The organism is Ruegeria sp. CK2, from assembly GCF_056536585.1.
In genome coordinates, this window is sequence record NZ_JBQFPW010000011.1 from 152,030 (window position 1) to 163,656 (window position 11,627).

Genomic DNA, 11,627 nt, shown 5'->3' on the forward strand with positions numbered 1-11,627 from the left:
TTCCCGAATGGCAGACCAGCGCGCCCAGTTGACGTGGACGGATGATCAGATTCCGGTCTCGGATCGTTTTGATGACCCGTACTACTCACTGCACAACGGCCTGGAAGAAACCCGCCATGTATTTCTGGCGGGCAATGATCTGCCCGTGCGTTTCGCCCCTGGGTTTCACATTGCAGAACTTGGTTTTGGCACCGGTCTGAACATGTTGACCGTTTGGTCCGAGTGGGAGAGATCGGGGCAAACCAGCCCGCTGTACTTTAGCAGTTTCGAAGCCTTTCCCATGGCGTCCGCAGACATGCGGCGCGCTTTGGCTGGGTTCCCTGAATTGCAGCCATGGAGCGATCGGTTCCTAACGCATTGGGATGGTCACAAGTGCCAGCTTGAAACCCTGCAGCTTGAAGTAATCCAAGGAGATGCGCGAGCGACATTGCCCGCTTGGGCCGGGATGGCAGATGCGTGGTTTCTTGATGGGTTTTCCCCGGCAAAAAACCCGGAGCTGTGGGGCGCAGAGTTGATGCAGGACGTCGCCCAACACACCGCACCAGGAGGTACAGCGGCCACCTACACCGCCGCAGGTTTTGTACGGCGAGGTTTGCAAGAGGCCGGTTTTCAGGTCACGCGAACATCTGGCTATGGCCACAAGCGGCATATGACGCGGGCTGTCAAACTATGACACAGCAAAACAATGCCCGTGCAGGCATCGCGCTGATGATTGCTGCGACGATTGTGTTTGCCTTGCAGGATGGCATCTCGCGCCATCTGGCCGGGACCTACAACACATATATGGTCGTGATGATCCGCTATTGGTTCTTCGCGGCGTTTGTCATTGCGCTGGCGGCTCGGGCACCCGGTGGATTGAAGGCAGCAACCCGAACCAACCAGCTGGGTCTTCAGGTGTTTCGCGGCGTTCTGTTGGCGGCCGAGATCTGCGTGGCCGTGTTCAGTTTCACGATCCTGGGTCTGATCGACTCCATGGCCGTTTTTATCTGCTACCCCCTTTTGATAGCAGCGTTGAGTGGCCCGGTATTAGGCGAAAAAGTTGGGTGGCGGCGCTGGGCCGCCATCGGCGTTGGATGCGTGGGTGTTCTGATCATTTTGCAGCCTGGCGTCGGCGTCTTTAACCCGTGGGCCATTGTCCCGTTGATTTCAGCGCTGATGTTTGCGCTCTACGGGCTTTTGACCCGATATGCGGCACGTCAGGACAGCACCGCCACCAGTTTCTTCTGGACTGGGGTTGCGGGCGCAGTGGCGATGACATTGGTCGGCATGTGGTTCTGGGAACCCATGGCCAGAGGCGATTGGATCTGGATGGCGGTGCTGTGCGTCAGCGGCGTGTTGGGACACTGGCTACTGATCAAATGCTATGAGATGGCCGAGGCCAGCGCCGTGCAGCCTTTCGCCTATTTCCACCTGGTCTGGGGCGCAATTCTTGGAATCACCATCTTTGGCGAAGCGTTGCGCCCCGAGGTTGTCACAGGTGCATCGATTGTTGTTGCCGCAGGGCTGTTCACGTTATGGCGCGAACGCCGCCAGAGTTGAGCCAACCAATTCCTGCGAGAAGGGAACTGGCAGCGCTGGCTGGCCCAGACGTGCGCGGTACACCGGCAGGCTTTCCGCCACGCGCATCACATAGTTGCGGGTTTCGCTGAACGGGATGGTCTCAATCCAGTCGACCACGTCTATGTCCCCGGTACGAGGGTCTCCGTAGCGTGCCATCCAGGATATTGGCCGCCTGGGTCCGGCATTATAACCAGCGGACATCATCACGATATTGCCGTTGAAATCAGCGGCCAGCCCGGACAGGTAGTTGGCCCCTAGCTTTGCGTTATATTGCCAGTCCGACGTCAACCGACCGGTCTGATGTCCGCTGAGGATCCCGAGTTCCCGCGCGACCAGTTTTGCTGTGGCAGGCATCACCTGCATCAAACCGCGCGCACCCGCACCACTGACGACAACCGGATCAAATTCGCTTTCACGACGGGCGATGGCTAAGGTCATTTCTTTGGCCATTGGTAGCCCCATGTCAGCAACCGGATGCACTGGGTAGTAGGCGGCAGGCAAAACAGTTCCGGTTGTTGCGGCGCGCTTGGCGATCATGACCGCAAGATGCGGCTCTTTTAGTTCTATGACCAAATCGCCCAATTGGGCGGCTTCTACGGAATCAAGGTCTTCAACCAGATGAGTCAGAAAGCGTTCCGCCAAATTGTCCTCGCCAGCTTTCAGCAGCAACAACCCGGCCTCCAGAACGCTGGAATCGGCGAAACCGGCTTGCTTCCAATGTGGCGCACGGCGGGGTGTGGCCAACTCGGCATCAAAGGGTCGCCCTATTTGCTCGGCAGCCAATAAACCATAGAAAGAGGTCTGATAGTCAGCGCCCTTGGCGTAAGCGTCATAGGCTTTCTCGGCGTCCCCTGACGCAGCATAGGCGCGTCCCAGCCAGTACCCACCACGACCTTTTGAGATAGGTGATTTCACCGCGCCCGTGAAATTCTGGAAGTGCCGGGCGGCCGTTGCCGGATCGTTCAGCTTACGCAGTGCCAGAAATCCGGACAGCCATTCAAGATCGGCATAGCCATACCCCATCTCGGGGGTCATGTGGTGGTTTGCGGCAATTCTGTACGCGCGTGACGGGTCACCGTTGCGCATTTCAAGGCGCGCAAGTCTGCGCCGCCCTTCCGACCATTTGTCCGGCTCGCCCAATGCGTCTGGGTCAGTGGAACGGGCCAGCATCAGGTCAATTGCGCTATCGTCAAGTTCTTTGCGGTCGCGCCATACAAAGCGGTCAAACGCAAGGCCTGCGGACCCGGTCAGAGAGTCTGGAACCGCCGCGACCTTGCCATCCACACCCGGCTGGCGTTTTTGCAGGGCGATACGCGCCTCGGCCAGCTTGCGATCATCATCGCTGACCAGGGGTAGCATCCGGTCGGCGCTGATAAGATGGCCGTCCCACAGCAGTCGGTCCAGCCGTGCCGCATGATGGGGCTTGAGCAGCTTGCCGAAATTCTCCAGATAGTCTTTTTGCAGCCCAGAACCCATGGGCATCGTGCGCCATGCGGTCACGATATCTGCCTCGGCATCACCTTGCCGACCCTTGGCCATCAACGCGACGGCATAGTTCAACGCGCCTTCTGCAGTTTGCGGCGGAAGCTCGGCATAGAACTTAAGTGCCCGATTGGGATCTGCGCCTGTAAATGATGGCTCGCTTTCGCGGCGCAGCCAGGCGAGGCCCGGCCAATCCGGGCGTCGCTCAAGAAACACGAGAACATCGCCCGAGCTGCCGAATCCTTCGCGCAACCAGTGCCAAACGATGATGTCTCGCGACACAGATCCACGTGCCCCCGAAACCCGTAGCGCTTCGTTCCAGTCGCCTTTGCGCATTTCATACAGCCCGGCCCGCAAGTCCCCTGCCGTATTCGCCAGTGCCGAGACCGGCTGCAGCGCCAAAAACATAATCCCTGCTATCAACAGGGCTATAACGCGTGTCATCCCTTGCATTTCCCAACCAACCGAGGATAGAGCCTGTGAGGATAAACCTTGCGCCGCCGGGATCAACTCACAAAGCTAAAATCGTGATGGACCGGAGTGCGAAAATTGCAAACTGCACCCGAAGGAGCGTTTCATGTTCAAAGGCTCGATGCCAGCTCTCGTCACCCCGTTCCGCAACGGCGAGTTGGATTTGGACACGCTCAAACACTTGGTTGAGTGGCAAATCCAGGAAGGCTCCACTGGGCTGGTTCCTGTCGGCACCACTGGGGAAAGCCCAACGCTTAGCCATGAAGAGCATGAAACGGTGGTCGAAGAGGTTGTCAAAGCCGCCGCTGGACGCGTTCCGGTCATCGCCGGGGCAGGATCAAACAACACGGTCGAAGCCACCCGGTTTGTCCAGTTCGCCAAGACTGTCGGCGCTGCTGCGGCTTTGGTCGTGACGCCATATTACAACAAGCCGACCCAGCGCGGGTTGTTGGCGCATTTCACAACCCTACACGAATGCGCGGACATTCCGATTATCATCTACAATATTCCCGGCCGTTCTATCATCGATATGTCGCCTGAGACGATGGGTGAGCTGGCTAAGCTGCCGCGCATTATCGGCGTCAAAGACGCGACCGGTGATCCGGCGCGTGTCAGCCAGCAACGCGCAACCTGCGGTCCCGATTTTTGTCAGTTGTCTGGCGAAGACGCAACGGCGCTTGGCTTCAATGCCCATGGTGGGGTTGGGTGCATCTCGGTCACGGCAAACGTCGCACCAAATCTTTGCGCAGAGTTCCAGCAGGCAACACTGGCCGGCGATTATGCGACCGCATTGAAGTATCAGGACCGACTGATGCCGCTGCACGAGGCGATCTTTATCGAACCCGGGCTTGTGGGCGCAAAATACGCGCTGAGCAAGCTTGGGCGTTGTAGCGAAGAGGTGCGCTCGCCACTGACCACGCTGGAAGACAGCACCAAGGTCGCCATCGACGCGGCCATGGCCCACGCAGGGTTACTTTAACGTCAAACCTCTGGGCCTGTGCGTCGTGCAGGCCCTGTTAGGTCAGAAGTGCTTCAAGGTGCCGGGTCTTGTCGGGGTTGCGCACCATATAGATAGCTGTGATCTGGTCTGCTTCGACGTTGAGGGAAATCGCCTGTACGAAGCCTCTCGGGTCGCGACTAATGATCGAAGGTTGCCCGTTCAGCGTACACGTGACCCAGTCGACCCTTTGTTGAGCAGATGGCTTCCGCGCCAGCCCGGCAAAAAATCGAATGACCTTATCTTGTCTATAGATCGGATTTAGCGTCGCGATAACCTTGCCGCCACCGTCGGAATGTAATTGGACATCCTGCGCCAGCATTTCTGCCAGACCGTTGGTATCCCCACTTTTGGCTGCTCTGAAGAAAGCGGTGGCAAGGCTTTCACCATGTTCGCGTGCGATCTTGGTTCGCGGTTTGGCCTGATCGACATGTTTTCTTGCGCGGCTGACCAATTGCCGGCATGAGCTTTGGCTGCGCTTTAGCGTTTCGGCCAGTTCGTGATAGGATTGGTCGAAGACGTCATGCAGAAGAAAGGCCGCGCGTTCCAGCGGGGATAGCCTTTCCAGCGCCATCAACAGTGCGATCGACACGTCCCGATCCAGCCGTTCTGTTGGATCCTCGGTTACCAGAGGTTCTGGCAGCCATTCACCGGGATAAGTTTCGCGAACAGCCTTTGACGCGCGCAAATGGTCGAGACAGAGCCGCGTAACGATACGGATAAGGTAGCCCGTCGTATCACGCACAGTTTCGGGATCGACACGCCGCCAGCGCAGATAGGCATCCTGCACGATATCCTCAGCATCGCTGACGGTTCCGAGCATGCGATATGCAACCGCGAACAAGCGCGGCTGCAGAACGACGAAAACCTGATCGTCGGGGACTTCTTCGTTGCGGGTCACGCCGCTGATGCCTTGCTGGACGTGGGGTGTGGTATCGCGAAGCCAATTGCGATGCGGTTCCAGGCGTTGATGGTTGTGATAACCAATGTCAGCGCCACTTGATCCTCCTCGGAAAACTGTGCCGCCATTGTCTGATACGTCGCTTCGGCAGCTCGGCTGGATTCAATCCTGGTAAGGCTTTCAGCCCAAGATAGCGCGGCGCGTTCGCGTCCGGAATATAACGACGATTCGTGCCACGCGTTCAGCAAGTGCAGCCGGTCCTCGCTCTCGCCATTCGCGCGGGCGTCATGGGTATGCATGTGGATGCAATAGGCGCAGCCGTTTATCTGTGACACACGAAGCTTCACAAGTTCAATCAAACTGTGTTCCAACCCCGATGCTCTGAGACGCTCCTCCATGTCGAGCATGGGTTGCATCAAGGTTGGCGCAACGGAAAAATGATTGATGCGTGCGGACATTGAAATCTCCTGTTTATGAGTTGAACAGAAACAGGACGGGCCAGCGACTAGATTTGTGACATAATTGAAAAAAAGAGCCTCTGTTTGAGGCTCTTTTCAAAATTATCACCGTTTTCCGTAATACAGCCCGACAACATGTTCGGCTTGTGCAAAGAAAAGCCACCTGGAGACGACGACTCCAGCGATGTGAGAGAGGACGGCAAACAGCGCGAAAAGGTGTTTGATCACGATGCCGTCTACCGGAGCGATGATCAGCAGGATGGGCAGAACAAAGGCGAGAGCGAACGATATGATGCGCAGTTTTTGGGCGTGTTTGCGCCCGACGATATGAACGAATTCGCGCAGAAGGTAGTTTGTGCCGGTGTGGGGCGGTTCAAAGGCGCGGACAGAGCCGCGATCACCAAGACCCGTTGCCGAACCCAGGTCGGTGCCCGCCTTCTGAAACGCTTTGTCCCCCATCGCCCAATAGATCAGTTGCACGACCCCGGCCACAGCCATCAGCTTGGGCGCAAGGCTTTCCGCACCCGCCAGCAAGGACCCGCCCGCGATGCTGAAGGTGATGAACATGGCGGGTGTCGCCCACATGTTCCAGCGCGGGATGGTTTTGAGCTGGGCATAGATCATCGAGGTCGTAAAGACCGTTGCGAGGCTGAGGATCGAGCCGAGAAGTCCGAGAAAAACCCAGCGCTGTCCCAGGAATATCACGCCAATGGCATAGAGCCCCATGACCAGCAGGGCGGCCACGGCGCAGATGCCCTCGCGACTCAGCCAGCTTGATTTCCATTGGCTGAACGCTTTCCACGCCCGTTCGGGATGGCCGAGGTGAAAGGTCGACGCCAGCAGGCCGCCAACAGCCAGACCAAAGGCGATCGCGAAGAACACAAATGCCGTGACGCCCGATACGTCCGGGACACCGAACCCAAGGAAATACAGTAGCCCGAAGCCCAGACCAGAGAAGGTGGTGAAGATGATGACAGAAGGTGCCGGGTGCATCAGTTCGCTCCCCCGGGGACTTTATCGAGGGCTTTGTCGAGCCATCCCATGAAGCCCTTTGGTTCTTCCGCAACAGGGGCCAGCAGTGGTGCCAGAATATCGATCTGGTCTTCAACAGTGTCTTTGGGGCGGGGCGGCAGGTATTTGTTGACCGGCTTCGTGCCCATCTCTGGCATCAGATCCATGCCTTCACGTTCCGCGACCAGTTTGCTGACATCGCTGTCGGGATCGCCCAGATCGCCAAAATGGCGTGCGCCTGCAGGGCAGGTGCGAACACAGGATGGAACCCGGTCCACTTCGGGCAGGTTTTCGTTGTAGATGCGATCGACGCAAAGCGTGCATTTCTTCATCACACCCTCGGCCATATCCAGTTCGCGGGCTCCGTAGGGGCAGGACCAGGCACACAGGCCACACCCGATGCAGTCGCTTTCATTGACCAGAACGATGCCATCCTCGACACGTTTATAACTGGCCCCGGTGGGGCAAACGGTAACGCAGGGCGCATCTTCGCAATGCAGGCAGGATTTGGGGAAGTGAACCAATTGGGCGTGGCCCTCGGCTGGCTGGACTTCATAAGAATGCACTCGGTTCAGGAAGGTACCCGAGGGGTCAGCGCCATAAGCGTCCTGATCGGACAAAGGCGCGCCATAGTTTTCGGTGTTCCAGCCTTTGCATGAGATAACGCAGGCATGGCAGCCCACACAGGTATCAAGGTCGATGACCAAACCCATCTTGCGGTTCGTGGATTGGGGGAGTTGGGTCATTTGCCTACCTTCCACGCAAGGTCTTTGGGGCCGGTTCCCACCGGTGATTTAATTGGATCAAACTCTGGTTGGCTTTCAGCATCGCCCGGGGGTTCTGATTTCTCGATCTTGACCTTTAGGTCGAACCACGCGGCCTGACCGGTGATCGGATCCGAATTGGCCCACCGCATCCCGTCGCCTTTGGGCGGCATCAGTTCGTGGATCAGATGGTTCAGCAGGAACCCTTTGGTCGCCTCGGGCGCGTCGTCTTGCAGCGCCCAAGCACCCTTGCGCTTACCGATGGCGTTCCACGTCCAGACCGTATTGTCATTTAGCGCCGCCATCTCCATGACCGGAACAGTGATCTCTCCGTGCGGAGAGCTGACTTTGGCCCAATCGCCATCCTGCAGCCCGTGTTCCCGCATGAGTTTCGTTGGTACGTAAAGCGGGTTGCGCCCGTGCAACTGCCGCAGCCAGGCATTCTGTGTGCCCCAACTGTGATACATCGCCATGGGGCGTTGGGTCAGCGCGTTGATACTGTAACCTTCGTTGCCCTGCTGGTCTGTTTCGTACCAGATAGGTAGCGGATCCATCGTGTCTTGGATACGCTGACGCAGGTGATCCGGCGGTTGCCGGTCGCCATGGCCTTCGGCGGCCAGCTGGAACTTGCGCATGGGTTCGGAATAAAGCTGAAACAGGTAGGGCTGCGGGCTGTCATAGATGCCCATACCCACGGCCCAGTCCTGATAGGCCGTGTTCCAGGGTTTGTAATAGTCAGCCCCGTCCGGAATATGCGCGACATAGAAACCGCCATTCTCGATATAGCGGTTCAACTGATCGGCATTTACTTCGCCACGGCCTTCTTTGTCACCGTCCGGGCCACGGAACCCGGCCAGTGGTCCGATACCCGGTCGACGTTCGTGATTAACGATATAGTCTGCGTAGTCTTTCCATTTTGGACTACCGTCCTCATTGGTAAAGCCGGGCAGACTCATGCGGTTGGCCAGTTCAATCAGCACGGATTGGAATCCTCGCACGTCACGATCGGGTTCGATCACCGGCCAGCGGATGGCGTCGGCAGCTGCGTCGGCCTCGCAGATCGGGCGATCCAGTAGCGAAATACAATCGTGTCGTTCAAGATACGTCGTGTCAGGCAGGATCAGGTCGGCATAGGCCACCATTTCTGACGAATACGCATCTGAATAGATGATGTTTGGTATAACGTATCTGCCGTCTTCGTTGCGGGCGGTCAGCATCTCCATCACGCCCTTGGTGTTCATCGAGGAATTCCAGGACATGTTGGCCATGTACATGAACAGCGTATCGATCTTGTACGGATCGCCTGCCGCGGCGTTGGAAATCACCATGTGCATCAACCCATGGGCCGACATCGGGTTTTCCCAGGTAAAGGCCTTGTCGATGCGCAGCGGCTGTCCGTCATCATCCAGCAACAGATCGTCGGGGCCACGTGGGAAGCCCAGATGCGGGCCATTCAGCGGGCGCCCGGGGCGGCGATCACCATGCGGTGTCGGGTGCGCCTCAACCGGTTTGGGATAGGGCGGTTTGAAGCGGAAGCCGCCCGGAACCTCGACCGTTCCCAACAAGATTTGAAGCACATGCAGCGCGCGACAGGTCTGAAATCCATTGGCGTGGGCTGAAATTCCGCGCATCGCATGAAAGCTGACAGGGCGACCGATCATTTTTGCGTGGGTTTCACCGCGGAAATCAGTCCACTCCTGATCCAGCTCAATGGCCTCGTCAAAGGCCACACGGGCGATTTCAGCGGCAATCGCGCGAATGCGTTTGGCTGGGATACCGCACCGTTCGGCCACGGCCTCTGGCGCGTGTTCATCCGAGAGGTACTTGTCCGCCATTAGGTGAAAGACGGGACGATGGGTAACACCATCTTTTTCGTAAGTCGCTGACAAATCCGGGCGAACACCGGGTTTGTCAAATGCAGTGGGTTTGCCGGTGTTGCGGTCAATCACTAGTGGCTTGCCGTCGTTATCGCGCAGAAACAGACCTTTTTCCGGGCCGTCAGCAGCATTCACAAGAATCGGCGCGTTGGTGTAGCGGCCGAGATAGTCCAGATCGATCTTGCCTGCCTTCATCAGCACATGGATCAGGGACAGGATGAACAAGCCATCGGTGCCGGGCGTGATGCCGACCCAGTCATCAGCCACAGCATTATACCCGGACCGTATCGGGTTGACCCCGATCACCCGCGCGCCACGCGCCTTGATCTTGCCGATGCCCATTTTGATCGGATTGCTGTCATGGTCCTCTGCCACGCCAAACAGCATGAACAGCTTTGTATGGTCCCAGTCGGGTTGACCGAACTCCCAGAACGCGCCGCCCATCGTGTAGATGCCGCCGGCAGCCATGTTGACGGAACAGAACCCGCCATGCGCCGCGTAGTTTGGCGTTCCGAAGTTCTGCGCCCAGAACGAAGTGAAGCTTTGGCTCTGATCCCGCCCGGTGAAAAACGCCAGTTTTTGCGGTGCAGTCTCGTGCAACTCGTTCAACCAGCCTACCGCAGTGCTGATCGCTTCGTCCCATTCGATCTCGCGAAATTCACCCGATCCGCGTGGCCCGACCCGGCGCAATGGTTTGCGCAGGCGCGAAGGCGCGTTGACTTGCATGATCCCGGCGCTGCCCTTCGCGCACAAGACACCCTTGTTGACCGGGTGGTCACGGTTGCCTTCGATATAGGCAACCTTGCCGTCTTTCATATGTACATTGATGCCGCATCGACAGGCGCACATGTAACAGGTGGTTTTACGGACCTCGTCCGAAACCTTCGGCGATGTGTCGATAACTGGCTGGTTCATGTACGTCCCTTTGGCTGTTGGTTCGATCCTTCCAGTATTTCGGTCAGAACAAAACCTTTATTGCTAGCTGGCTTTAATCGGATGCGTCCTGTGCTTTTGAGTGATGTGCCTGCACGGCAGTCACGGCAATCATATGCAATACATCCTCGGCCGAGCATCCACGCGACAGGTCGTTTGCGGGTTTTGCCAGACCCTGCAGGATTGGTCCGATTGCTTCGGCACCACCGATCCGTTGGGCGATTTTGTAGCCTAGATTGCCCGCATCGAGGTTTGGGAAGATAAAGACATTTGCTTCTCCGCGCAGTGGAGAATCCTTCGCCTTTTTCGCCGCCACTTCTGGAACGAAGGCGGCGTCGAACTGCAATTCACCATCAATCAAAAGGTCGGGATTTGCAGATTTTGCAATCTGTGTTGCCTCGATGACCTTTGAGGCCTTGGGGTGATTTGCACTGCCTCTGGTCGAAAACGACAGCATCGCAACCCTGGGCGTTTCGTGGGTCAAGGTCTGATAAGACTTGGCTGATGCTTGCGCGATCTCTGCCAGTTCCTGTTCATTCGGATCCACGACGAGGCCGCAATCGGCAAAGATATGCGCCCCCCGAACAGTATGATGGTCCCGGCAATAGAGCATCAGGAAAAAGCTGGAGACCATCGCGGCGTCAGGCGCTTTGCCAATGATTTGAAGCGCGGCCCGGACAGTGGCTGATGTTGTTTCAACCGCTCCGCCAACCGTTCCGTCTGCGAGACCTTCATGCACCAACATTGCGGCATAGTTCAGACGATTGCGGACTTGTTGCCGTGCCTGTTCAGGCGTCATGCCTTTGTGTTTGCGCAACTCATAAAGAGACACCGCAAATGCCCCCGAATGCGGGGAGTCGTTTGGATCATGAATGTCTATTCCATCGACATCCGTCCCGCCCTGTTCTTCTAGCAAAGCAACGACCTTTGCCCGATCTCCAACAAGGATAATCTGGGCAATGTCTTCAGCGCGCGCCTTCAGAGCACCTTCAACAACGCGTGGATCATCGCCCTCAGCAAGGGCGATGATCTTGTCGGAACCGGTTTCAGTTCCGAGAATTGTACGCAGAGGTTTCACGTGCCTACGCTTGTATTTGAGGTGTCATGTCGTTTGCGTTGACGCCTGCGACTGCGACGGGTTTTTTCATGGCGTCGCGGCGGAAGGGTTCGCCC

The 11,627-nt window shown here is 57.4% G+C and carries 10 protein-coding genes; 3 read left to right on the top strand and 7 right to left on the bottom strand.

The annotated features are described in order from the left end of the window. Positions 1-7: 7 nt before the first annotated feature. Positions 8-673: a tRNA (5-methylaminomethyl-2-thiouridine)(34)-methyltransferase MnmC2 gene (gene mnmC2, locus ACR0BU_RS16890; protein WP_480738065.1), complete on the top strand. Its 666-nt coding sequence runs from the start codon at positions 8-10 to the stop codon at positions 671-673. Next, the gene (locus ACR0BU_RS16895; RefSeq protein ID WP_480738064.1) at positions 670-1,539 is read left to right on the top strand and encodes a DMT family transporter; all 870 of its coding nucleotides are present in this window, start codon (positions 670-672) and stop codon (positions 1,537-1,539) included. Before mnmC2 ends, ACR0BU_RS16895 begins: the two co-directional genes overlap by 4 nt. On the opposite strand, the gene ACR0BU_RS16900 is transcribed toward ACR0BU_RS16895, so the two are convergent. Next, entirely contained in the window at positions 1,513-3,486 is a 1,974-nt protein-coding gene (locus ACR0BU_RS16900) for a lytic transglycosylase domain-containing protein (RefSeq protein ID WP_480738063.1), read from the bottom strand. The two genes, ACR0BU_RS16895 and ACR0BU_RS16900, sit on opposite strands and share 27 nt — an antisense overlap. Before the next feature lie 133 nt (positions 3,487-3,619). Between ACR0BU_RS16900 and dapA the strand changes: the two genes are divergently transcribed. Then, positions 3,620-4,492, top strand: coding sequence for a 4-hydroxy-tetrahydrodipicolinate synthase (gene dapA, locus ACR0BU_RS16905; RefSeq protein ID WP_480738062.1), 873 nt, complete (start codon positions 3,620-3,622; stop codon positions 4,490-4,492). A 37-nt stretch (positions 4,493-4,529) separates the two neighbouring features. On the opposite strand, the gene ACR0BU_RS16910 is transcribed toward dapA, so the two are convergent. From ACR0BU_RS16910 to pta, 6 genes are all read right to left on the bottom strand, one after another. Then, entirely contained in the window at positions 4,530-5,411 is an 882-nt protein-coding gene (locus ACR0BU_RS16910; protein WP_480738061.1) for a sigma-70 family RNA polymerase sigma factor, read from the bottom strand. Continuing rightward, positions 5,408-5,869: a carboxymuconolactone decarboxylase family protein gene (locus tag ACR0BU_RS16915; RefSeq protein WP_299887611.1), complete on the bottom strand. Its 462-nt coding sequence runs from the start codon at positions 5,867-5,869 to the stop codon at positions 5,408-5,410. Before ACR0BU_RS16915 ends, ACR0BU_RS16910 begins: the two co-directional genes overlap by 4 nt. A 105-nt stretch (positions 5,870-5,974) precedes the next feature. Further along, positions 5,975-6,862: a dimethyl sulfoxide reductase anchor subunit family protein gene (locus ACR0BU_RS16920; protein ID WP_480738060.1), complete on the bottom strand. Its 888-nt coding sequence runs from the start codon at positions 6,860-6,862 to the stop codon at positions 5,975-5,977. After that, entirely contained in the window at positions 6,862-7,626 is a 765-nt protein-coding gene (locus tag ACR0BU_RS16925) for a 4Fe-4S dicluster domain-containing protein (RefSeq protein WP_480738059.1), read from the bottom strand. Before ACR0BU_RS16925 ends, ACR0BU_RS16920 begins: the two co-directional genes overlap by 1 nt. After that, positions 7,623-10,436, bottom strand: coding sequence for a molybdopterin oxidoreductase family protein (locus tag ACR0BU_RS16930; RefSeq protein WP_480738058.1), 2,814 nt, complete (start codon positions 10,434-10,436; stop codon positions 7,623-7,625). The genes ACR0BU_RS16925 and ACR0BU_RS16930 overlap by 4 nt, the downstream gene beginning before the upstream one ends. 73 nt (positions 10,437-10,509) lie before the next feature. After that, positions 10,510-11,532 carry a phosphate acetyltransferase gene (gene pta / locus ACR0BU_RS16935; RefSeq protein WP_298937290.1) on the bottom strand — a complete coding sequence of 341 codons (1,023 nt, stop codon included), beginning with the start codon at positions 11,530-11,532 and terminating at the stop codon, positions 10,510-10,512. Positions 11,533-11,627: the final 95 nt, after the last annotated feature.

What these genes read in the sequence shown, in the direction of transcription:
- mnmC2 (WP_480738065.1), top strand. Translation starts at nt 8, where the DNA reads ATGGCAGACCAGCGCGCCCAGTTGACGTGGACGGATGATCAGATTCCG.
- ACR0BU_RS16895 (WP_480738064.1), top strand. Translation starts at nt 670, where the DNA reads ATGACACAGCAAAACAATGCCCGTGCAGGCATCGCGCTGATGATTGCT.
- ACR0BU_RS16900 (WP_480738063.1), bottom strand. Translation starts at nt 3,486, where the DNA reads ATGACACGCGTTATAGCCCTGTTGATAGCAGGGATTATGTTTTTGGCG.
- dapA (WP_480738062.1), top strand. Translation starts at nt 3,620, where the DNA reads ATGTTCAAAGGCTCGATGCCAGCTCTCGTCACCCCGTTCCGCAACGGC.
- ACR0BU_RS16915 (WP_299887611.1), bottom strand. Translation starts at nt 5,869, where the DNA reads ATGTCCGCACGCATCAATCATTTTTCCGTTGCGCCAACCTTGATGCAA.
- ACR0BU_RS16920 (WP_480738060.1), bottom strand. Translation starts at nt 6,862, where the DNA reads ATGCACCCGGCACCTTCTGTCATCATCTTCACCACCTTCTCTGGTCTG.
- ACR0BU_RS16925 (WP_480738059.1), bottom strand. Translation starts at nt 7,626, where the DNA reads ATGACCCAACTCCCCCAATCCACGAACCGCAAGATGGGTTTGGTCATC.
- ACR0BU_RS16930 (WP_480738058.1), bottom strand. Translation starts at nt 10,436, where the DNA reads ATGAACCAGCCAGTTATCGACACATCGCCGAAGGTTTCGGACGAGGTC.